24 protein-coding genes and 1 other annotated feature are annotated in these 21,233 nt (G+C 52.3%); all 24 genes read left to right on the top strand.

What is annotated here, in order from left to right; translation table 11 throughout:
- The first annotated feature begins 47 nt into the window (after window positions 1–47).
- Window positions 48–1,514, top strand: a complete 1,467-nt coding sequence (locus EV294_RS12845; protein WP_132307311.1) for a hypothetical protein — start codon at window positions 48–50, stop codon at window positions 1,512–1,514.
- 62 nt (window positions 1,515–1,576) lie between these two features.
- On the top strand, window positions 1,577–1,819 hold the full coding sequence (locus EV294_RS12840) for a DUF4321 domain-containing protein (protein ID WP_132307310.1): 243 nt from the start codon (window positions 1,577–1,579) through the stop codon (window positions 1,817–1,819).
- A 40-nt stretch (window positions 1,820–1,859) separates the two neighbouring features.
- Window positions 1,860–2,486 (top strand): Maf family protein, encoded by a 627-nt coding sequence (locus tag EV294_RS12835; RefSeq protein ID WP_132307308.1) that lies wholly within the window; start codon window positions 1,860–1,862, stop codon window positions 2,484–2,486.
- Window positions 2,487–2,688: 202 nt separating this feature from the next.
- Entirely contained in the window at window positions 2,689–3,375 is a 687-nt protein-coding gene (gene radC / locus EV294_RS12830) for a RadC family protein (RefSeq protein ID WP_132307306.1), read from the top strand.
- A gap of 41 nt (window positions 3,376–3,416) precedes the next feature.
- Window positions 3,417–4,445 (top strand): rod shape-determining protein, encoded by a 1,029-nt coding sequence (locus EV294_RS12825; RefSeq protein WP_132307305.1) that lies wholly within the window; start codon window positions 3,417–3,419, stop codon window positions 4,443–4,445.
- Between the two features lie 77 nt (window positions 4,446–4,522).
- Complete coding sequence (gene mreC / locus EV294_RS12820) at window positions 4,523–5,359, top strand: rod shape-determining protein MreC (RefSeq protein WP_132307303.1); 837 nt, start codon at window positions 4,523–4,525, stop codon at window positions 5,357–5,359.
- Window position 5,360: 1 nt separating this feature from the next.
- Window positions 5,361–5,894, top strand: coding sequence for a rod shape-determining protein MreD (mreD, locus tag EV294_RS12815; protein ID WP_132307301.1), 534 nt, complete (start codon window positions 5,361–5,363; stop codon window positions 5,892–5,894).
- A 66-nt stretch (window positions 5,895–5,960) separates the two neighbouring features.
- Window positions 5,961–6,617: a septum site-determining protein MinC gene (gene minC / locus EV294_RS12810; protein WP_207918141.1), complete on the top strand. Its 657-nt coding sequence runs from the start codon at window positions 5,961–5,963 to the stop codon at window positions 6,615–6,617.
- Window positions 6,618–6,630: 13 nt separating this feature from the next.
- Window positions 6,631–7,422, top strand: coding sequence for a septum site-determining protein MinD (gene minD / locus EV294_RS12805; RefSeq protein ID WP_132307299.1), 792 nt, complete (start codon window positions 6,631–6,633; stop codon window positions 7,420–7,422).
- A gap of 7 nt (window positions 7,423–7,429) precedes the next feature.
- Window positions 7,430–8,578, top strand: a complete 1,149-nt coding sequence (locus tag EV294_RS12800) for an FtsW/RodA/SpoVE family cell cycle protein (protein WP_132307297.1) — start codon at window positions 7,430–7,432, stop codon at window positions 8,576–8,578.
- 159 nt (window positions 8,579–8,737) lie between these two features.
- Window positions 8,738–8,926 carry a hypothetical protein gene (locus EV294_RS12795; RefSeq protein ID WP_132307295.1) on the top strand — a complete coding sequence of 63 codons (189 nt, stop codon included), beginning with the start codon at window positions 8,738–8,740 and terminating at the stop codon, window positions 8,924–8,926.
- Between the two features lie 155 nt (window positions 8,927–9,081).
- Window positions 9,082–10,068: a M23 family metallopeptidase gene (locus EV294_RS12790; protein ID WP_132307293.1), complete on the top strand. Its 987-nt coding sequence runs from the start codon at window positions 9,082–9,084 to the stop codon at window positions 10,066–10,068.
- Complete coding sequence (locus tag EV294_RS12785) at window positions 10,061–10,942, top strand: M50 family metallopeptidase (protein ID WP_132307291.1); 882 nt, start codon at window positions 10,061–10,063, stop codon at window positions 10,940–10,942. Before EV294_RS12790 ends, EV294_RS12785 begins: the two co-directional genes overlap by 8 nt.
- Window positions 10,943–11,026: 84 nt before the next feature.
- The gene (locus tag EV294_RS12780; RefSeq protein ID WP_243711655.1) at window positions 11,027–12,277 is read left to right on the top strand and encodes an Rne/Rng family ribonuclease; all 1,251 of its coding nucleotides are present in this window, start codon (window positions 11,027–11,029) and stop codon (window positions 12,275–12,277) included.
- A 67-nt stretch (window positions 12,278–12,344) separates the two neighbouring features.
- Window positions 12,345–12,428 (top strand) — a sequence feature (ribosomal protein L21 leader region).
- 13 nt (window positions 12,429–12,441) lie between these two features.
- Window positions 12,442–12,753 (top strand): 50S ribosomal protein L21, encoded by a 312-nt coding sequence (gene rplU / locus EV294_RS12775; RefSeq protein WP_015845974.1) that lies wholly within the window; start codon window positions 12,442–12,444, stop codon window positions 12,751–12,753.
- 12 nt (window positions 12,754–12,765) lie between these two features.
- Window positions 12,766–13,101, top strand: a complete 336-nt coding sequence (locus tag EV294_RS12770) for a ribosomal-processing cysteine protease Prp (RefSeq protein WP_132307289.1) — start codon at window positions 12,766–12,768, stop codon at window positions 13,099–13,101.
- A 17-nt stretch (window positions 13,102–13,118) separates the two neighbouring features.
- Window positions 13,119–13,430: a 50S ribosomal protein L27 gene (gene rpmA / locus EV294_RS12765; RefSeq protein WP_015845972.1), complete on the top strand. Its 312-nt coding sequence runs from the start codon at window positions 13,119–13,121 to the stop codon at window positions 13,428–13,430.
- A gap of 126 nt (window positions 13,431–13,556) precedes the next feature.
- Window positions 13,557–14,294 carry a Spo0B domain-containing protein gene (locus tag EV294_RS12760; protein ID WP_132307287.1) on the top strand — a complete coding sequence of 246 codons (738 nt, stop codon included), beginning with the start codon at window positions 13,557–13,559 and terminating at the stop codon, window positions 14,292–14,294.
- A gap of 13 nt (window positions 14,295–14,307) precedes the next feature.
- The gene (obgE, locus tag EV294_RS12755; protein WP_132307285.1) at window positions 14,308–15,627 is read left to right on the top strand and encodes a GTPase ObgE; all 1,320 of its coding nucleotides are present in this window, start codon (window positions 14,308–14,310) and stop codon (window positions 15,625–15,627) included.
- 145 nt (window positions 15,628–15,772) lie between these two features.
- Window positions 15,773–16,210: an ACT domain-containing protein gene (locus EV294_RS12750; protein ID WP_132307283.1), complete on the top strand. Its 438-nt coding sequence runs from the start codon at window positions 15,773–15,775 to the stop codon at window positions 16,208–16,210.
- Between the two features lie 18 nt (window positions 16,211–16,228).
- Window positions 16,229–17,515 carry a homoserine dehydrogenase gene (locus EV294_RS12745; protein WP_132307281.1) on the top strand — a complete coding sequence of 429 codons (1,287 nt, stop codon included), beginning with the start codon at window positions 16,229–16,231 and terminating at the stop codon, window positions 17,513–17,515.
- 61 nt (window positions 17,516–17,576) lie between these two features.
- Entirely contained in the window at window positions 17,577–18,551 is a 975-nt protein-coding gene (gene thrB, locus EV294_RS12740) for a homoserine kinase (RefSeq protein ID WP_132307279.1), read from the top strand.
- Complete coding sequence (pheA, locus tag EV294_RS12735) at window positions 18,548–19,420, top strand: prephenate dehydratase (protein ID WP_132307277.1); 873 nt, start codon at window positions 18,548–18,550, stop codon at window positions 19,418–19,420. Before thrB ends, pheA begins: the two co-directional genes overlap by 4 nt.
- A gap of 157 nt (window positions 19,421–19,577) precedes the next feature.
- A partial coding sequence (locus EV294_RS30660) for a LysM peptidoglycan-binding domain-containing protein (RefSeq protein ID WP_243711654.1) occupies window positions 19,578–21,233 on the top strand: 1,656 nt, incomplete at its 3' end.

Genomic DNA, 21,233 nt, shown 5'->3' with positions numbered 1-21,233 from the left:
GAATCTCATAGAGTAGCATTAGAAGAACGGGACAAGGAGAGAATGTCATGAACAAGAATAACCGGATCACTTACCGATTTGACCGTACCGGCCAGAGCATTGAAGATAACGGCCGCAAGGAAATCAGCGCTAAGCCTCAGCCAGCCCCGGAACGGGAACAGGGCAAGCCTTCGAATATTGTACCTCTCTATGCCAAATCCGAATACGAGACCGCGGAAAGCCCGTTTAGTCCCTGGATGAGTCCGTTTCAGGAGGATGTCGGCGCGCTTGAGGATCTGATTCGCGAGACGGAGCCAATTCCAGCTCCGGCAGCGGATAAGAAGCCGGCAGCTCCCGCGGTCGCGTCGGTTCAGGACACGGCAGTTCCCGGCTCGAGGCCGGAGACGGGACCGTCAGTCAAGCAACCGCCGCGTCCGGCGCAGTGGCACCCCCGCCAAAAGGTACAGCCTTCCCCGGCATTGCCGGGCTCAATGCCTCGCTCCGAGTCAAAGCCGGTGCAGCCCGAGCTGCATGACGTGCTTGCGCAGACGGAGTCCGATGCTTGGGGCGAGCTTGAGCATTATCCGGAGCTGGAAGCGGATCTGAACAACAATGGCCGGAAGGCAAATCGCTGGTCGGGTCCCGTTCACCATTATTCCGCGCCTCCATCCTGGATCAAAGTATTTCTATCGGTAGCTGGAGCGCTGGCAACGGGCGCGTTGTTCGGCTATTTGCTGCTCTCCTTGTTTACGAATACGCCGGATCAGTCCGATTCCGGCAATAAGCTGGCCAATCCCGTGAATGGCTCCGTAACCAATCCAAGCTCGACGCAAAACGGGGATAAACCAAACGCAAACGGCGGGACGTCCAGTCCGGCGGCTAATCAGACAGCCGCAGGCCGCGTGAAGCTGGACATACCGCTTCAATCGTATCAGCTGCTCCAATACGGCGTATTCAGCAATACGGAAGGCAGAGACGCTGCCATTAAGGAGTTGACGGACAAAGGGCTGGCTGCAGCAGGACTTCAAACAGCCAACGACTACCGGGTATACGCAGGAATGGCGATAGACCGGGGACGCGCGCTTGCCCTCAGCAATGATCTTGGCGAGGATGTTCCCGTCTATATCAAGCAGATCGACGTTCAAGTGCCCGAGCAGTTCCCTTTTGCGGGAGATGCCAAAGCGGCAGCGGCGTTCATGACCAACACGATCGGCCTGATCAGCATGCTCGATGAGCTCGCCTTAACGCAGCTGGAGCAGCCAAGCTTGTCGCCGCTTAGCTCCGCTGCTGCCGAATCCTGGAAGGCAGAGCATCAGAAGTGGACGGAAAGCGTGAAAGCGATGCAGGCGGGCGTAAAAGACGAGTCCGGAAAAGCATTTCTCATAAAATTAATTCAATCTATGAATACGGCGGCCAAATCGCTGGAGGAGTACGATAAAAAGCCGTCGCAATCGCATTTGTGGGCTGTCCAGGACGCGCTTATGGACGCGGTCGTGACGCAAAAGCAGTGGTATGATTCGATCAACGCATTGTAAACGAAATCGAACCTAAGTATAATAGGGAACAGGTGTCAATAAATGGCGAGAGGCGTTGAATAATGAAGAAAAACGGCTGGATTTTATTGCTTTTCCTCGTGCTGGGCTTACTGGCCGGCGCACTCGTTGCGCGATGGCTGGAGCCGGTATCCGGAATCTCTTTTTTGACCAAAACGATTGATACAACCTGGTCTCCTGCCGTTGATCTGTATGTGCTCAGCCTGGATCTGAATGTACATGTTCAAATCAGTTTATTCAGTATTATTGGCGCTCTAGCCGCTATTTGGTTATATCGTAAATTGTAAACCGGCTAATCTGCCGGAAATGAAGGAGCAAGTGGAACTTTTGAGCAAGTATGAATCGACTAAACCGATCAGCCAGCTCGTGCTGGCATCGTCGTCACCGCGCCGGAAGGAACTGGTCGCATCGCTGGGCCTTTCCTTGCCGGTTTATATTTTGTCTTCGGATGCGGATGAATCGGTTCCTTCCGATTGGGCGCCTGCGCGTATTGTCGAGCAGCTTGCTCTCCGCAAAGCGCATGCGACGGCAGCCATTCTGAAGGATCGCGGGGAAGAGAAGCATTCTCTGGTGGTTGGTGCGGACACGATTGTTGTTGTAGACGGCCGGGTGCTTGGCAAGCCGAAGGACCGTGAGGACGCATTGTCCATGCTCCGAAGCCTTCAGGGTCGCGAGCATGAAGTTTATACGGGAGTAGCTTGCGTGGTTGCAGAGAACGGTGCCGAGACCTCCGCGCATCGGATGACGAAGGTTTATATGAAGCCGATGGAAGATGAAGTGCTGAAGCGGTATATCGCAACGGGCGAACCCGATGACAAAGCGGGTGCTTACGGAATACAGGGGCTTGGAGCAACGCTGGTCGACAGGATTGACGGCTGTTATTTTAACGTCGTTGGCCTGCCGGTATCCCTGTTGTCGGACATGCTTGCTCATTACGAAATTCAGGTTTTCTAACCCAATCAGAAATTATAAGTTTTGGAACTCGAAAACTAGCTTTCTGATTGGCGATAAAAAACGCCACTGAATGGCGGTCTTTCATCTTCAAAGTACATCGATAGAAGTTTTTCTCATTAACCTTTCATGAAGTGACCTTGATTTGGACATAACACCAAGTAATGCCATATCATTATAGCTGGAAGAAGAGGCAGGGACGGACATGGAGCAAGGCAATCTGTTACGAAATGTCCCCCATGAAGAGCGACCAAGAGAACGCATGATGCAATATGGGGCCGAAGCGCTTAGCCATACCGAATTGCTTGCCATTCTGCTGCGTACGGGTACGAAGCGGGAATCGGCCGTTCATCTGGCTGGTAAAATATTGAGGGAATGCGGAAGCTTGCGAAATTTGCTTGATATGAGCATGAGCGAGCTGACGGCAATAAAAGGGATCGGACCGGCAAAAGCGGTCCAGCTGCGGGCCGGAATCGAGCTTGGACGCCGTATCGTACGGAGCGGACAAGGCGTGATTGTGACGGTACGTAAACCGCAGGATGCTGCGAACTATGTGATGGAAGAGATGCGCTACTTGAAAAAGGAGCACTTCGTCTGCCTGTTTCTAAATACGAAGAACCATATTATTGCCCGGGAAACGTTATCGGTCGGTACGCTTAACGCGTCGCTCGTTCATCCAAGGGAAGTTTTTCGAGCGGCCGTAAAAGCCGGCAGTGCTTCGATTATTTGCGTACACAATCATCCGAGCGGAGACCCTATGCCAAGCCCGGAAGACATCACGTTAACGAAGCGCCTTGTGGAGGCCGGTGAACTAATGGGGATTGAAGTGCTGGACCATTTGGTCATCGGGGATGGAAGGTTTATCAGTTTGAAGGAACATGGCTACATGTAATATAATAAGAAGGATTGTCGCAATTAGAAGGGAGCATTAACATGTTTGGTGGTTTTTCGAAAGATTTGGGAATTGATTTGGGTACTGCAAACACGCTCGTATTTGTAAAAGGAAAAGGTATTGTTGTAAGAGAGCCCTCTGTTGTAGCTCTTCGCACTGACACAAAAACGATTGAAGCGGTTGGCGAGCAAGCGAAAAAAATGATCGGCAGAACACCTGGCAACATCCGCGCCGTTCGTCCGATGAAAGACGGCGTTATCGCCGATTTCGAAACAACCGCAACAATGATCAAATATTTCATTCGTTCCGCGCAAAAACAAAAATCGCTGTTTCCTAAGCATCCTAACGTGATGGTATGCGTACCGTCCGGTATTACCGCGGTTGAGAAACGCGCCGTTGAAGATGCGGCCAAGCAAGCAGGCGCTCGCGAAGCGTATACGATCGAGGAACCGTTTGCTGCCGCAATCGGCGCTGATCTTCCGGTTTGGGAGCCGACAGGCAGCATGGTTGTCGATATCGGCGGCGGCACGACGGAAGTTGCCGTTATTTCGCTTGGCGGTATCGTGACAAGCCGTTCGATCCGCGTCGCGGGCGACGAGATGGACGAAGCGATTATTCAATATATCAAACGTTTCTATAATCTTATGATTGGCGAAAGAACAGCCGAGCAGCTGAAGATGGAGATTGGCACGGCACTTCCGTTCGATGTTTCCGAATCGATCGAAATCCGCGGCCGCGACCTTGTAACGGGTCTGCCGAAAACATTGCCGATTACGTCGGAAGAGATTACGGAAGCTCTTACGGACACCGTAAACTCGATTGTGGATGCGGTGAAAATTACGCTGGAAAAATGCCCGCCTGAACTGTCTGCCGACATTATGGACCGCGGTATTGTGCTGACTGGCGGCGGGGCGCTGCTTCGCAATCTGGACAAGCTGCTGGCGCGCGAGACGGGAATGCCTGTTATTGTGGCGGATAATCCGCTTGATTGCGTAGCTATTGGTACAGGCCGTTCGCTTGACCACATTCACTTGTTCAAAAAAGGCGGATCTTCCCGCTCGAAACGATAAGAGAACCAGAGCGGTTAGGATATGGAACGGGCAGGTGATTAAAACTGTTTAAGCTGCTAAGAAATAAGCGGTTGTTTATGCTTATGATCGGATTAATCCTGTTCATTGCGGTTATCGGTTTCTCACTAAGCGACCGCAAGGAGCTAACCTATCCCGAGAAGTTTCTCGGCGATTCTGTTGGATTCGCTCAGCAATGGTTCTACAAGCCCGCTGGATTAGTAGCGGGCTTCTTTGAGGACATTCGCGAACTCAAGACGCTGCATGAGGAGAACGAACAGCTGAAGCTGACGGCTGCTGCTTATGCGCGGGACAAGATTAATTACAATTTTGTCCAGAAGGAGAACGAGCGGCTGCAGGAAGAGCTTCATTTCACGGAACGTCAGAAGAATATGTACAAATACAATTATTTGATAGCCCAAGTTATTGCAATTGATAACGATCCTTACAATCATACGATGGTTATTAACCTAGGCTCCAAGAACGGAATCAAGCCTAATATGGCCGTAACGACAATAGACGGTCTAGTTGGACTTGTCAGCAATGTCCGTCCTTACACAGCTACAGTAACTCCTATCACGGAACTGGATGACACTTCCCCAACGTCTAACGCCATCGCGGCAACGGTTCTCGGCAGAGAAGACTCCTCATTTGGCATCGTCGGCAGCTATGATAAAGAGACAGATCGCTTGATCATGACTAAAATTGCCGAGAACGACAAAATGATCGTTGACGATACGGTTATTACTTCTGGACTTGGCAATGTGTATCCCCGTGGTCTCGTGATTGGTACGGTAGAAACAAGACAGGTCGGAGATTTTGGCCTTACCCATACCGCTACGATTAAAATGGCAGCCAAATTCGATCATCTGACCGAAGTTTTCGTCGTTCAGCCGACGGAATCGGGAGATGAATAGGATGGGCGACAAAGGCATCAACCGGCTTATTCTTGTCATGCTGCTCTTGTTTATCATAGAGGGCTCCATCATGCCTTGGCTTATTCCGATTGAGCTGACCGGAAGAATCGTTCCTCACTTTATGTTCGTGTTTGTTGTTTTCGCAGCATTATACAGCGGGCGACACCGGGCTTTGTTTTTCGGAATAAGCTTCGGCTTTCTGCAGGATATCGTCTATTTCGGACATTTAATGGGGGTTAACGCCTTTTCCATGGGGCTTATCGGATACTATACCGGCGTACTGCTGGAGCGCCGCCGCAGCACGCTGCTCACGGCTTTGTCCGTGGTTGGACTCGGCTCTATTCTGTATGACACGATTGTGTATTTCGTAAATATGGTCTTCCGGATTACGAAGGAAACGTATGCCTGGGCGCTAATGGATCATATTTTGCCAAGCCTGTTTCTTCAAATGGTCTTTGCGCTGGCGGTTTACGTACCGGCTAGGCGTCTTTTCGAAAGCCATTTGAAGCTGAATCCGGATTCGGACGAAGAATAAATTATAGGCAGAAAGCAGGAATTTGCACATCGCGAAAAGAATGGATTACGTTGGGGAGGGACAGACGTGACCGAGAAGCAGCATATAATGATAAAAGGTGTCAAGGAAGGTCTCGTGTTCCTTCTCGACGATAAGTGCGAATTCGCAGTTTTGCTTGACGAGCTGCAGTATAAGTTGGAGAAAACGCATCAGCAGCTGCTGACCGGCCCGCTGGTTCACGTGCATGTGAAACTTGGGACAAGGCAGCTTGGCGAGGACGATAAGGAACGGATCAAATCGGTTATTCGTTCCCAGGGCAATTTAATGGTGCAGTCGATTGAATCATCAGCCGAGATGCAGGGAGGAGCCAATGCGGGTCCCGTCGGCCCTCATGTAATAACGGGAATTGTCCGATCCGGACAAACTATCGAGCATGACGGTGACCTGCTGCTGGCCGGGGATGTTAATCCGGGCGGTACAATCCTGTGCAGCGGAGATATATACGTAATGGGCGCGCTGAGAGGTGTCGCCCATGCAGGCGTAAACGGCCGGACGGATGTCATTATCGCCGCTTCGCTTATGCGTCCAACCCAGCTTCGAATTGCCGATATCATCAGCCGTCCGCCGGAGGAATGGATGTCCGGGGATGCAGCCATGGAATTCGCTTATCTGTATGAAGGAAACATGCAGATTGACAAAATGACGCAATTATTCCGTTTACGCAATAATCCGATTAAGGTATAAGGGGTGTTCATGCATGGGAGAGGCGATTGTTGTAACATCAGGCAAAGGTGGAGTCGGAAAAACGACGACCTCGGCTAATTTAGGTACGGCACTTGCTTTGCTTGGCAAAAAGGTTTGTATGGTCGATACCGACATCGGATTGCGTAATTTGGATGTTGTAATGGGACTCGAGAATCGAATCATTTATGACCTGATTGACGTAGCAGAAGGACGCTGCCGGCTTAATCAGGCTTTAATTAAAGACAAGCGCTTTGAAGAGCTGTACATGCTGCCTGCCGCCCAAACCAAGGATAAGCAGGACGTATCGCCGGAGCAAGTCCGGGATATGGTGCTCGAGCTCAAGAAGGATTTCGATTATGTAATCATTGATTGTCCAGCGGGCATTGAGCATGGCTTCCGAAATGCGATTGCGGGCGCGGATCGCGCGATCGTTGTAACAACGCCGGAGAATGCGGCGGTACGGGATGCGGACCGCGTTATCGGATTGCTCGAGAAAGAGCAGATTGCATCCAAAATTATTATTAACCGGATTCGCCAGAACATGGTGAAGAACGGCGAAATGCTTGATATTGACGAAATTTGCCAGGTGCTTGCCGTGGATTTGCTTGGTATTGTCCCTGATGACGAGAAGGTCATTAAGGCTGCCAACTCCGGAGAACCAACGGTAATGGATCCATCTTCGCGGGCAGCGATTGCATACCGCAATATTGCGCGCCGGATCCTGGGGGATATGGTTCCGCTTATGCTGCTCGATGAGAAGGCCGGTGCCTTCAAACGCTTCCGCAAGTTTCTTGGAATAGGATGATTGCCTTGTGCTAAACAAGCTGAAAAAGATAGACTGGGGCATCGTAGCCATTCTGGTCTGCCTGATGGGCATTAGTACCGTTTTGGTTAGAAGCGCTACGCATAACAACCCGCTTTATCACAACTATGATGTGAAAACAGTCGCTTTTTATATAGCCGGTTTTTTTGTAGCTATAATGGCTACCGTATTCGATTATCGCATTTTGCTGAAAAGCTGGTACGTTTTATACGGTATCGGAGTGGCGCTGCTTATAGCGGTCTTCTTCTTTGGGGCAAACATTAACGGCGCGTCCGGTTGGTTCAAACTTCCGGGCGGCTTCTTGTTTCAGCCCGCTGAGATTATGAAGATTATTATTATTATCGGTATTGCATACATTATGGGCCGGAGGCAGGGAGATCGCTTAACCTTTATCGAGGACTTGCTCCCGATTGCGGCCTTTGCGTTTCTGCCGTTTCTGCTCGTCATGATACAGCCTGACCTTGGCAACGCGATTATTTACATCGTTATCGTCCTTGGGATGCTCTGGATCGGCAACGTCAAGTATACCCATGTGCTGATAGGCTTGACAGCGGTTGTTGCCGCGGTCGTATTGTCTATTTCCTTGTTTACGATGTTTAACTCCGAGATAGAGACTTATTTGAAGGACCATCACAAGGAGCACTGGTACAAACGGATCAATACGTTCCTGGACCCAAGCCAGGCGTCATCCGATGACAAGCATCAGTCGGAAAATGCCAAGATAGCGATCGGTTCCGGCGGACTTAGCGGCGATGGCTATTTGAAAGGCGACATGATTAACGGGAAGTTTATTCCGTACCCGTATTCCGATTCGATCTTTGTCGTAATCGGGGAGGAGTTTGGCTTCCAGGGCTCGGCGATCCTGCTGCTATTGTACTTCCTATTGATATACAGGATGATCTTAATCGCCTTCCGATGTTATGATAACCGGGCGGCGTTTATCGTAATCGGGATCGCATCCATGTACGTCTTTCAAATATTCCAAAATATCGGCATGATGATCGGGCTTATGCCAATCACCGGCATTACGCTGCCGTTCATCAGCTACGGCGGTACGTCGCTGCTGCTTAACATGCTGTGTATCGGTATTTTGTTTAGCATTAACGCCCACCAAGAGAAGTACGAGCTGGCCGAGTAGGCCAGCTTTTTTGTTTTACAGGTAAATAGGCCGCGCTGCGCATCAAATGTTCTTCCGATCGCCATTGCTCGGGGATTCCTTGAACTATTCCAATCGAATTGGAATCCCCTCGCAAAAGCGACCGCTAACGCTTCTACAGAATCATTTGATGCTCCGCCCTTGCCATTAACCCGCATCTCAAAAAGAGCTGAAGCCTTTAGCCCAGCTCGTAAAGAAACCACCATGTCCGAGCAGACATTAACCTGCTCGGCTTTTTTCGGCCCTCAAGCTAAAACGGAGCAGTTGAATGATTCTGAAGAAGCGGCAGCGCTCGCCTTTGTTCACCGGATTCCAACCATTGACCAGTAAATTCAAGGAATCCGGGAACAACAGCGATCGAAGAACATTCAACTGCGCAGTTTCTGGCGCAGCATACTTGTCAGCTTGGCCACATATTCATGTAGAAAGGAAATGTGGGCTGCGCCAATGCCAGCCGGCTTGTCTTGCGAGAGGGAGGCTATTCGATGAGTAAAAAAGACGGGATTAGAGAGCGGCGTCAGGAGAAAATCAGACAGCTGCTGGAGCAGCAGGAAAAGCAGGCCAAGCTGTGGCAGCAGCAAGAGCGTATGCAGGAGCAGAAGCATCAGGTGATGCCTGCAAAAAAAAGGCCGGAAAGGGAGAAGCAGAATACTAGGTACGAAGAAGATTCCTTTTTGCCTATGCCGTATCACATGGATACGGGCGGCGGTGACGAGCTGGACCCGGAGAAGCTGTGGAAAACCAATCCGCATCCATGGATGGGCTGGGAAACCGGAGACGGAAAAGGCGGCCGCCTTGGAGGCGACTTCGCTTCGATATACGAATCGAATAACGAGGGCGGCGGTCGCGGGCCCTTTTTCCGCAGCGATCTGAAATGGAAGGTCATTATTGCGGCCCTTCTGTTTGCCGGGATTTGGGGCATTTTCCACAATGAATCGCCGCTTGCGCAAAAGGGACAAACCATTGTCAAAAATGCGTTGACGGATGAAATGGACTTTACGGCTGTCGCGAATTGGTACAAGGAAACCTTTGCCGGCGCGCCATCGTTTATTCCAATATTCAACCATAATGCGAAAGAGGCGGAATCCGCTAACGGCTCAGTCGAATTGCCTGTTGTGTCTCCCCTTCCGGACGGCGCGATCGTACGCACCTTCGCCGAGCTCTTGAACGGGGTCGAGCTGGCCGGCACGTCCAAGGAAGAGGTATCGGCTATCGAGACGGGCAGAGTCCTGCTTGTTTCGGAGGCGGAAAACGGGAGCGGAGTTACGGTTGTGATCGAGCATGCGAACGGCCGCGATTCGGTGTACGGCAAGCTCGGGGCTGCAACCGTCAAGCAAAATGATTGGGTCGAAGCGGGCGACGGAATCGGGACGCTGAAAGAAACGACAAGCGAGGAGCCAAGTCTTCTTTATTTCGCGGTTCGGCAAAATAATCAATACGTCGATCCCGTGAGCGTGATTCCGATTGATTAAATGGAAAGGCATCCGCTGGTCCGTTCATCCGCTGTTTGTGCTTGTCATGATTGGCTCTGTTGTGACTGGCTATTTCGCCGAGCTTTTCACTTTATTTCTGATCGTGTTAGTCCATGAGATTGGGCATGTCGTGGTTGCGCGAAGCTTTGATTTGACGGTGAGGGAAGTCAAGCTGCTTCCCTTTGGCGGCGTTGCGGAGCTTGAGGATGCAGGCAGCATTCCGGCCAGGCAGGACGCGTTGGTCGCCATCGCAGGTCCTCTTCAAAACGTATGGATGGGACTTGCCGCCTGGGGCTGCGGCCAATTGGGCTGGTGGGATCCGGAGTGGGCTGCTTACGTGTGGCAGGCAAATTTCATGATCGGCTTGTTTAATCTGTTGCCTATCTATCCGCTGGACGGAGGCAAGCTGATGCAGGCTGCCTTCAGTTATGGCTTTAATTACTATTCCATGATGAAATGGACGTCCTGGATCAGCATTGGCCTTAGTACGCTGATGATTGGCTACGCGTTGTCTACCGCATTCCGGGAGGATGCCGGCATCCAGCTTAATTTGCTTATCGTCGGCCTGTTCCTGCTCATGACGAATTGGACGTATTACCGCAACATGCCGTATCTGTTTGTCCGCTTTCTGATGCACCGCGACCGGGTCGCCGTCCGTGCGATCTCCCGCGGCTCGCTGGCCCGCCCAATAATTGTAAATTTAAAGCAACCAATTATTGCCGTCGTCCGTCTATTATGGCGTGAACAGTACCATCTCTTTTATTTGATGGAACTGGAAGGCCGAGTCGTCAAGGTTGTTCCCGAGAAAGATATCATTGACCGCTATCTGACCGAGCCCGATCCGAACCGCGCTGTTATCGAGCTTTTTCGATAGAGGTAAAATAGACCACTTTTTCGCTTAGGAGCCTTGGTGTAGAATAGAGTAGATGACAAAAAGTAAGGCGGTTGATATTCGGGAATGAAGCGGATGTTAATGCACGGACACGGCGAGCTGCTGCAGACCGCCGTGCTGATGGACGGTCGGCTTATTGATTTTTTCATGGAAAAGTCGGAAAGCAGCGGATTAGTCGGTAATGTGTACAAGGGACGAGTTGTCAATGTTCTGCCAGGCATGCAGGCCGCTTTCGTAGATATCGGTCTGGGAAAAAACGCGTTTCTATACATAGATGATCTGCTGCATCCGCATTTGGAGAAACAGCCGGAGCACAAGCCCTCCATTACGGAGCTGGTCAAGCCGGGACAAGAGCTTGTTGTACAAGTCATGAAAGAACCGATGGGCAGCAAGGGCGCCCGCGTGACGACGCATTTTACGCTGCCTGGCCGTTGGCTGGTCTATATGCCAATCGCCGGTTATGTCGGAGTATCGAAGAAAATTATGGCCGAAAGCGAACGGTCGCGGATCCGGATGATCGGCGAGCGGCTGAGGCAAGGCGAAGAAGGCATCATTATGCGCACCGCGGCGGAAGGCGAATGCGAGGAATCGCTTGGCGCCGACGTTGAACAGCTGCGTCAGCTGTGGACAAGCGTGCTGGAGCGTGCGGATCAGGCCAAGGCGCCAGCGGAGCTGCACCGCGAGGCGGGACTACTGCGGCGTGCGGTAAGGGACACGCTGACGGACGATATGGACGAGGTGTGGCTGGACGACCCTTCCCGTTACAGCGAAGCGGTTTCCCTGCTCAAGGAAATGACTCCGCATCTTGCCGGACGGTTGAAGCTGTTCGAAACGCGGAAGGAAAAGGCTTCTTTATTCGACCGATTCGGGGTAACCGATCAGATTGAGGCGGCCTTTTCGCCCCGCATCCGACTGGAGAGCGGCGGCTCCCTCGTCTGGGATGAGACGGAGGCTTTAACCGTAATCGACGTCAATACGGCGAAATACATTGGCGCAACCGGACTTGAAGATACGGTTTTCAAGACCAACATGGAAGCGGCGGACGAGATTGCCAGACTGCTTCGGATTCGCGATATCGGCGGCATTATCGTCATTGATTTTATCGATATGGAAAACGAGTCCAACCGGGAGAAGGTAATGGCCAGACTGTCGGAATGGGCGAAGAAGGACCGGACCAAATGCACGGTGTTTGGCTGGACAAGACTTGGACTACTGGAATTGACAAGGCGGAAAGCCCGGGACAACGCCGCGCGGCAGTTAACCGAACGATGCCCGTCATGCGGCGGCACGGGGAAGAAATCTTCATTTCATTCTTAGGTAATAGTTGATTGGTTACGCATAGTGTGATAGAATGTTCTAGTATGTCTCATCCTATAACTGTGTGGACATGCATGAACCGCTCCAATCGGGTTTAAGCGCAGCAGCTTTGCGCTGCAGCCACCTGGATTAGGCGAGTCTTCGACAATAAGGAGGTGCAACACATGTTCGCAATTATCGAAACTGGCGGCAAGCAATACAAAGTTCAAGAGGGCGATGTAATCTACATCGAAAAACTGAACGTAACGGAAGGCGAAAGCGTAACGTTTGATCGCGTATTGGCAGTATCTAACGGCGAAGGTCTCGTAACTGGAACTCCAGTTGTTTCCGGCGCTACAGTTTCCGGCAAAGTCGAGAAACAAGGTAAAGGCCAAAAGATCATCGTTTACAAATACAAAGCCAAAAAGAACTACCGCCGCAAGCAAGGTCATCGTCAACCGTTCACGAAAGTAACAATCGAGAAAATCCAAGCGTAAGAGGACTTTCTAATGATTTCTGTTACAGTCGAACGTAGAGCCGCTGACAGACGGATTGTATCTTTTGCGATCTCCGGACACGCTAAATATGCAGACCGCGGCAAGGATATCATCTGTGCCGGGGTGTCGGCCGTTTCGGTCGGAACCGTCAATGCTATCGAGGCTTTGGCGACAGTGAAATTGCCCGCTGCGATGAAGAATGGCTGGCTATCGTCGGACATTCCGGAGCAGCCGGATAAGGAAGTTGACGACAAGGTGCAGCTGTTGCTCGAATCGATGGTCGTTATGCTCGGCACAATCGCAAAAACTTACGGCAAATACGTCGTAATTCATGAACAACTTCTTTAACGAAGGAGGGAAACACCATGTTGAAATTAGATCTTCAGCTTTTCGCATCGAAAAAAGGTGTAGGTTCTACTAAGAACGGTCGCGACAGCCATTCGAAACGTCTCGGCGCTAAACGCGCTGACGGTCAAGTCGTATCCGCTGGCAGCATCTTGTTCCGCCAACGCGGAACTAAGATTCATCCGGGTACTAACGTGGGCATCGGTAAAGACGATACGCTCTTCGCATTGGTAGAAGGCGTAGTGAAGTTCGAACGTCTGGGACGCGATCGCAAAAAAGTGAGCGTGTACCCTGTTGATCTGGCTCCGGTAGCCGCAGCAGTAGAAGCTTAAATAGCACCAAGTGCCCCGGCCTGATGAACAGGCCGGGGTTTTTGTTTATCGTAGATCTTTCGGCTACCGAATTCGCATGCTATACTGGTTTAGCTAGGAAACAAGCAGAAAGTGGGAACGATCAGGATGGATCGCATTAGAATGGCGAGACAGTCGGCAGCGGCTTCCGTTGTGCTGCCAGGCGCGGCTGTACTCATTTGGCCTTCTTCGGTATGGCTGGTTGCACTTTTTCTCTTATGGACAATAGCAGCTGCGGTATTTTGGATTAGGACGGAACGCAAGGAACAGGAACAAAGGCTGGCACGGACCGTGCATATGCTGCAGACGGCCAGCGTAAAGACGCTAAATCACCACCGGCATGATTGGATGAATGATCTCCAGGTATTGTTTGGTTACATACGGATGAACAAGCTGGATAAAACCGTGGAATACGTGGAGAAAATAAGGGCTAGAATGACGGATGAGAGCCAAATCGCAAAGCTTGGCGTTCCATCGCTAGTCAGCTATATACAATCTTTCCGAACCCTCACCAATGCCATGCAGCTTCAGGTGAAGCTGGAGGAAGGCATTTACTTAAACGAGATGAAAGATGAAGGCAAGCCAATAGCGGAAACCTTGATGAGCCTGATCAACGCCTACAGATTTTCGGTGAAGACAGGATACGGGGAACCGGCAGTGCTTACCTTGAAGCTCTCCCGCGAAGAGGAGATGCTGATTGCAGCTTTTTATTACGAGGGCGATTTAACCAGCGAGCAGCAGCTTGCGGATAAAATAAAACAGCAGTTGGAAGGCGCGTCTTTATTGCCCGTCGATGTGGAGCATCCGCAGCGGAAATTGGTATTGCAAGCAGAATGGCGCGCTTGAACGGGGGCAAAACATGTTTGTCGATAAAGCGAAGATTTTTGTAAAAGGCGGCAACGGGGGCAACGGGATCGTATCCTACCGCCGCGAGAAATACGTACCTGAAGGCGGACCCGCAGGCGGCGACGGCGGTAATGGCGGCGACGTTATTTTCCGTGTGGACGAGGGCCTGAGAACGCTGATGGATTTCCGTTACCAGAAGCACTTCAAAGGCCCGGCAGGCGAGCGCGGCAAAGTAAAATCGATGCACGGCGCGAGCGCGGAGGACATGATCGTACGCATTCCTCCGGGAACGATTATCGTGGATGACGACACGCAGGAAATTATCGCCGACATGACGCGCCACGGTCAAGAAGTTGTCGTTGCGCGCGGCGGCCGCGGCGGCCGTGGCAATATCCGGTTCGCGACGATTAACAATCCTGCTCCGGATATTTGCGAGAACGGCGAAGAAGGGCAAGAGCGCTGGGTCACGCTGGAGCTTAAAGTCATGGCGGATGTGGGCCTTGTCGGCTTCCCGAGCGTAGGCAAATCGACGCTTCTCTCCGTTGTGTCCGGTGCCAAGCCCAAGATTGGCGCGTACCATTTCACAACCATCACGCCTAACCTGGGCGTCGTGGACGTTGGCGACGGACGCAGCTTTGTTATGGCCGATCTGCCGGGCTTGATCGAAGGGGCACATGAAGGCGTAGGGCTTGGCCATGAATTCCTGCGGCATGTCGAACGCACAAGAGTTATTGTCCATGTCGTGGACATGGCGGGCACGGAAGGCCGCGATCCGTTCGAGGATTGGGTCAAAATTAACGAAGAGCTCGTAAAGTACAACGAGAAGCTTTCGGAGCGTCCGCAGATCATTGCGGCCAACAAGATGGATATGCCGGAGGCGGCCGACAACCTGGAGCTGTTCAAGCAGCAGCTGGACGAGGTTCGCGGCGACCGGGAATACCTGATCGTGCCGATCTCCTCGCTGACCAAGCAAGGCGTTCAGGAGCTTCTGTACAAAGCGGCCGATACGCTGGATTCGGTTCCGGAAGAGGTATCGGTTGAAGAAGTGAAGGATGTCGCGGAACGCAAAGTATTCACGTACGAGAAGCGCGAGGACGACAGCTTTACGATTCACCGCGAAGACGAAATTTTTGTGGTGCAGGGCGCAAGAATCGAGAATTATCTGAAGCGCATGAACATGAACTCGTACGACGCGATTATGCGTTTCGCGCAAATGATGCGCAAAATGGGCGTAGACGCAGCGCTTCGCCGCGAGGGCGCAAGAGACGGAGATACGGTTCAGATCGCCGACTTTACGTTCGAATTCTTCGAGGGCAGCGATTATAATGGTTAATGAAATATAGCAAAAATGCGGAAGGACGGCCAATGGCCGTCTTTTTTTGTTGAAAAGCATCGCAGTTACCTATTGCCGCATCTCTTATATTCCGATATAATGTCCATTATAGAAGAACAACTGTCTTTGTAGGGAGGACGAAATAGTGACGCACCGTTATTATGTCGTTCGTGAGGATATGCTCCCGGAGGCGATCGCGAAGACGATCCAGGTGAAAGAGATGCTTAACCGGGGCGAGGCGTCCACGGTGCATGAGGCGGTCGAGAAGGTCGGACTTAGCCGAAGCGCCTTTTATAAGTATAAAGACGGCGTCTATGCGCTTCAGGAGCTGGAAAGAGAACGGATCGTGACGATAGCGATGGATTTGGAGCATCGATCCGGTGTATTATCTAAGGTATTGGCTCTTGTGGCTGGCCTTGAAGGAAATGTGCTGACGATGAACCAGAGCATTCCGCTGCAGGGTCTTGCCAACGTCGTTATATCCGTAGATATTTCACAGCTGAATGAAGAACTGACAACGCTGATTGAAGTGATTCGCAGCCAGGAAGGCGTGCGGAAAGCTGCCGTAATCGGACAAGGTTGAATAGATGGAGGGAATTGTATGAAGCCAGTTAAGGTAGGTTTGCTTGGTCTCGGAACAGTCGGGACTGGCGTAGTGCGTATTGTGGAAGGACATCAGGAGGATTTGCAAAGCCAGGTTGGATCGCCGATCGTGATCGAGAAAATTCTCGTGCAGAATAAAAGCAAATCCCGCAGCATTTCGATCGATTCGAACAAGCTGACGGAAGATCCTTGGGAAATTATCGGCAATCCGGATATCGATGTCATCGTTGAAGTAATGGGCGGCATTGGTTCTACCAAAGAATACATTATGGAAGCACTCTCCCGCGGAAAGCATGTCGTCACGGCGAACAAGGATTTGATGGCGCTGCACGGTCCGGAGATTCTGGCCAAAGCGCAAGAGAACGGCTGCGATGTGTATTACGAAGCAAGCGTTGCAGGCGGTATTCCGATTATTCGTACACTGGTGGAAGGATTCTCATCCGACCGCATTACGAAGATTATGGGTATCGTGAACGGCACGACTAATTATATCCTGTCCAAGATGAGCCTTGAAGGCGCGTCTTACGGTGATGTATTGAAGGAAGCGCAAGAGCTTGGCTACGCCGAAGCGGACCCGACCTCCGACGTTGAGGGCCTTGATGCCGCCCGGAAAATGACGATTCTCTCCACGCTTGGCTTCCGTGCAAAGGTAGCTCTTGAAGACGTCTCCGTGCAAGGCATGTCGAAGGTTTCGAAAGAAGACATCCTGTATGCGAAGCGTCTTGGCTACGAAGTGAAGCTGCTTGGCATTGCAGAGCGCCAGGATGACCAGTTCAGCATCAGCGTTCAGCCAACGATGGTGAAGAAATCGCATCCGATCGCTTCGGTTAACGGTGTATACAACGCGGTCTACGTGTACGGCGAAGCAGTAGGCGAGACGATGTTCTACGGCCCGGGCGCAGGCGAGCTGCCAACGGCAACTTCGATCGTATCCGACCTTGTGGCGGTTGTAAAGAACTTGAAACTTGGCGTTAACGGCAAGCAAAGCGTATTGACCTACAAAGAGAAGAAGCTCAAAACCGATGAGCAGATATCATCGAAATATTTTCTGCTGCTGCATGTAGACGACCGCGCAGGCGTGCTGGCGCAGATCACGCAGATCTTCGCCGAGTATGAAGTAAGCTTGGAATCGGTGCTGCAGCAGCCTAATCCGACTAACCCGGACGCTGAAATTATCGTCATTACGCATGATGCGAATAAGGCTGCAATCCAAAAAGTGCTGCAGAAGTTTGAGTCGCTGGACGTTATTCGCAAGGTGAAGAGCGTATACCGCGTAGAAGGCTAAACAGCCGCGTCGTACTTCAGCAGGAATGATTGCAAAAGCAAATAAAGGAGCTTTATCCGTCATGAATAATCGTCGAGTAATTGTGAAAGTGCCGGCCAGTACGGCAAATCTGGGTCCCGGCTTCGATACGCTGGGCATGGCGCTTTCGCTCTATGCGTGGATCGAGATGTCAGCAGCGGAGTCTACGACTTTCAGGCTGTATGGCGATCAAATGCAAGGGATACCAACCGATAAATCGAATCTGTTGTATAAAGTGGCTCAGCTTGTATTCGAAGAAGCTGGTGTTAGCGTTCCTGAGCTGGATATTGCGATGTACAGCGATATTCCGCTCGCCAGAGGACTTGGGAGCAGCGCTTCGGCTATTGTTGGTGCGTTAGTTGCGGCAAATGCGCTGATCGGCAGTCCGCTGTCCGACCATACGCTGTTCCAGCTTGCGACGAAGCTCGAGGGACATCCGGACAATGTGGGGGCATCCTTGTTTGGCGGCATCGTTGTATCCGCCTGGGACGGCGAGCGTGCGGATTACGTGAGACTGGAGCCGCATGCAAAGCTGGAGACGCTAGTTGCGATCCCGGCATTCCAGCTGGCAACGGAAAAAGCCCGTCATGCCCTGCCTTCGCAGATCAGCATGGCCGACGCGGTCTTTAACGTCGGGCGCAGCTCGCTTCTTGTCGCGGCGCTGGCAAGCGGAGAGCTTGGCTTGATCCGTCATGCGATGCGCGACCGGCTTCACCAGCCATACCGGGCGCCCCTTATTCCCGGCATGTCGGCGATACTGGAGCAGGCCGTCGAATACGGCGCGCTTGGCGCTGCGCTTAGCGGAGCGGGTCCTACTCTCATCGCGTTCGTTGATGCCGGCAGCAAGAGCAAATCCGAGCTGGAGCAATTCCTGCTCGCGACCTTGAAGCAGGAAGGCATCGAAGCGGAAACGTTGTGGCTGAAGCCGGACGGAGAAGGTCCGGCAATTACGGTCGAGGATGCGGCAGCTCCGGCTCCGGGTCTAATGGAACGGATCAAAGGAGAAGTTGTCCGATGAAGACAATTGCGGTACTTCCGGCCGGCTCCGTATCCGATGAAGCGGTGAAGCGGTTGTTTGCCGGTGAAGAAATGAATTGGAAGCATCACCGCCTGATTGCGGACGTGTTCATGTCGACCGTAAACGGCGTAAGCGATTATAGCGTTGTTCCCATCGAGAATACGATCGAGGGCTCCGTTAATCTGCATGTGGACTGGCTGGTTCATGAGGTGGATCTGCCCATACAGGCGGAATGGGTATACCCTTCGGTTCAAAATTTGATCGGGCGCGGCTCCGAGGCTGAAAGAGAAGACGGTACGATTGATTTCAGCCGGATCAAGAAAGTAATCAGCCATCCGGTTGCGATTGCGCAATGTCTCCAATTCCTGCGGAGCGAGCTCCCGCATGCGGAGATTGAGACGGCTGGCAGCACGTCGGAGGGCGTCAAGATCGTGAAGGAAAACCCCGGCGAGGGCTGGGCGGCGATAGGCACGATGACCGCTGCCGGCAATAACGGGCTGGATGTGCTGAGTCAGGGCATCACGGATCACGACAATAACTTTACACGTTTCCTGCTGGTGGGGAGCGAGCCGTTTACGGCTCGTCAATCCGAAAGGCGGAAGACGAGTATCCTGATTACGCTGCCAGAAGACTATCCGGGCGCCTTGCATCAGGTGCTTGCCGCGTTTGCCTGGCGGAAGATCAACCTGTCAAAGATCGAATCCCGCCCGACGAAGAAAAAGCTGGGTAATTATTATTTTTATATCGATATCGACATGGCGCTGGATACGGTGCTGTTGCCTTCGGCGCTGGAAGAAATTGAAGCGATTGGATGTCAGGTGCGGATTCTTGGCAGCTATCCAAGCTTTACTTACGAGCAGCTTTTGTAATGAAATGACGAGCCATAGCGTTGCCCTTTTGGGGGCAGCGCTATTTTTTTTGCGTGAAGGTGGAGACACCTGCCTACGTTCTGCATAGGATGTAATGATTGATAGCAGGCATTCGCCGTGCCGTTATACAAAGAACGTGACAGGAGGTTTTTCGCTAGTGAAAATCCATGTTGTAAAGAAAGGCGATACATTGTATTTCATTGCCCAGAAACATAATGTATCGATTGAGGACATTTTAAAGCTGAACCCTTCCATTACGAATCCGGATCTGCTGGATGTCGGAATGAAGCTGAAGGTTCCATCGGCAAACGAGGTCGGCGGCGGAACAGGAGGACTGGACATTATGCATCAGCATGTGGTGAAACAAGGAGATACGCTCTGGAAGCTGTCGAAAGCTTGGGGAGTGCCTCTGGCAGACATGATTAAGGCGAATCCGCAGCTTAAAAACCCGAACGTGCTCCTGACGGGCGAGATTGTCAACATTCCAAAAACAGCTACTCCGACAGAAGTACAGGGTAACGGTGGCGGCGTTACCGCGCAAGGTACGGGGAACGCGCACCATCCGCTTCATCCGATGTCGCTGATGCACGGCGTACAAAATTGGGTGGGCAAGAAGCCAACCGGCCAAATGCCGGCAGCTCAGGCTCCGGTGCAAAAAACGCCGACAGCTCCAATTACGCCGGTAGCTCCGGTCGAGAAAACACCAACGGCGCCAATTGTTACTCCCGTAGCTCCCGCAGCGAAAGAACAGCCTGCAAAGAAAGCTCTGCCTATTCAAAAATCGCCGGGCAAAAAAGCGAAGCATGAGGAAGAAGCGGCAAACGTGAAGCCGAATATGAAGCCAAATATGAAGCCCGCTATGGAAGCCAACGTTCAACCCAATATGAAGCCAAACGTATCGCCAATTATGCAATCCAATCCGGAGCCTAACCTGCAGCCAAGCGCAGATTTATTCAAGCAATACGGCATCCCTGCGGTAGAGGCGGCTTCCCAGCAGCACCATCATGGCTACGGCAATATGGCGCCGATGGTATCGCCTATGCAAGTTGGCCCAGGCTACGGTTACGGTCATGGCGATTGGCCGGGATCCAATGTGAGCCCTGCAAGCGAAGGCCCATGGTGCCCTCCAGGAATGATGCCGATCGCGGCTGGCCCAGGCTACGGTTACGGCATGGGTAACGTATCGCCGGCTGTATTTGGATCCGAAAATGCTTCTCCGGTACTTGGCGCGGAAAATGTAAGCCCTGCAGCGTTTGGAAATAATGCTGCCCCTTCTGCGCTTGGCAACAATGTTGCTCCAATGAATGTAAGTCCTGAAGCGGTTAGCCCAACACAAGGCTACGGCTTTGTATCTCCGGCAAATGCCGGCCCAGAGCATGGTTACGGCTACGGCCCAACAGCGGTATCCCCAGCAGAGATGGGTCCAGGTTACGGCTGGCCGGGAGCGGTATCCCCAGCAGAGACGGGTCACGGCTACGGCTACGGCCCAACGGCGGTGTCTCCGGCAGAGATGGGACCTGGCTACGGCTACGGCCCAACGGCGGTGTCCCCGGCAGAGATGGGACCTGGCTATGGCTGGCCGGGAGCAGTGTCTCCGGCAGAGATGGGTCACGGCTATGGCTATGGCCCAACGGCGGTGTCCCCGGCAGAGATGGGACCTGGCTATGGCTGGCCGGGAGCGGTGTCTCCGGCAGAGATGGGTCACGGCTACGGCTACGGCCCAACGGCGGTGTCCCCGGCAGAGATGGGACCTGGCTATGGCTGGCCGGGAGCGGTATCTCCGGCAGAGATGGGTCACGGCTACGGCTACGGC

This window comes from Paenibacillus sp. BK033 (genome assembly GCF_004345425.1).
Lineage (GTDB): Bacteria > Bacillota > Bacilli > Paenibacillales > Paenibacillaceae > Pristimantibacillus.
This window is presented reverse-complemented; position numbering and strand designations above follow the sequence as displayed.

Excerpts from the sequence above, each read along its gene's own strand:
- EV294_RS12845 (WP_132307311.1), top strand. The coding sequence starts at position 48 with ATGAACAAGAATAACCGGATCACTTACCGATTTGACCGTACCGGCCAG.
- EV294_RS12840 (WP_132307310.1), top strand. The coding sequence starts at position 1,577 with ATGAAGAAAAACGGCTGGATTTTATTGCTTTTCCTCGTGCTGGGCTTA.
- radC (WP_132307306.1), top strand. The coding sequence starts at position 2,689 with ATGGAGCAAGGCAATCTGTTACGAAATGTCCCCCATGAAGAGCGACCA.
- EV294_RS12825 (WP_132307305.1), top strand. The coding sequence starts at position 3,417 with ATGTTTGGTGGTTTTTCGAAAGATTTGGGAATTGATTTGGGTACTGCA.
- mreC (WP_132307303.1), top strand. The coding sequence starts at position 4,523 with ATGCTTATGATCGGATTAATCCTGTTCATTGCGGTTATCGGTTTCTCA.
- mreD (WP_132307301.1), top strand. The coding sequence starts at position 5,361 with ATGGGCGACAAAGGCATCAACCGGCTTATTCTTGTCATGCTGCTCTTG.
- minD (WP_132307299.1), top strand. The coding sequence starts at position 6,631 with ATGGGAGAGGCGATTGTTGTAACATCAGGCAAAGGTGGAGTCGGAAAA.
- EV294_RS12790 (WP_132307293.1), top strand. The coding sequence starts at position 9,082 with ATGAGTAAAAAAGACGGGATTAGAGAGCGGCGTCAGGAGAAAATCAGA.
- EV294_RS12780 (WP_243711655.1), top strand. The coding sequence starts at position 11,027 with ATGAAGCGGATGTTAATGCACGGACACGGCGAGCTGCTGCAGACCGCC.
- rplU (WP_015845974.1), top strand. The coding sequence starts at position 12,442 with ATGTTCGCAATTATCGAAACTGGCGGCAAGCAATACAAAGTTCAAGAG.
- EV294_RS12770 (WP_132307289.1), top strand. The coding sequence starts at position 12,766 with ATGATTTCTGTTACAGTCGAACGTAGAGCCGCTGACAGACGGATTGTA.
- rpmA (WP_015845972.1), top strand. The coding sequence starts at position 13,119 with ATGTTGAAATTAGATCTTCAGCTTTTCGCATCGAAAAAAGGTGTAGGT.
- EV294_RS12760 (WP_132307287.1), top strand. The coding sequence starts at position 13,557 with ATGGATCGCATTAGAATGGCGAGACAGTCGGCAGCGGCTTCCGTTGTG.
- obgE (WP_132307285.1), top strand. The coding sequence starts at position 14,308 with ATGTTTGTCGATAAAGCGAAGATTTTTGTAAAAGGCGGCAACGGGGGC.
- EV294_RS12745 (WP_132307281.1), top strand. The coding sequence starts at position 16,229 with ATGAAGCCAGTTAAGGTAGGTTTGCTTGGTCTCGGAACAGTCGGGACT.
- thrB (WP_132307279.1), top strand. The coding sequence starts at position 17,577 with ATGAATAATCGTCGAGTAATTGTGAAAGTGCCGGCCAGTACGGCAAAT.
- pheA (WP_132307277.1), top strand. The coding sequence starts at position 18,548 with ATGAAGACAATTGCGGTACTTCCGGCCGGCTCCGTATCCGATGAAGCG.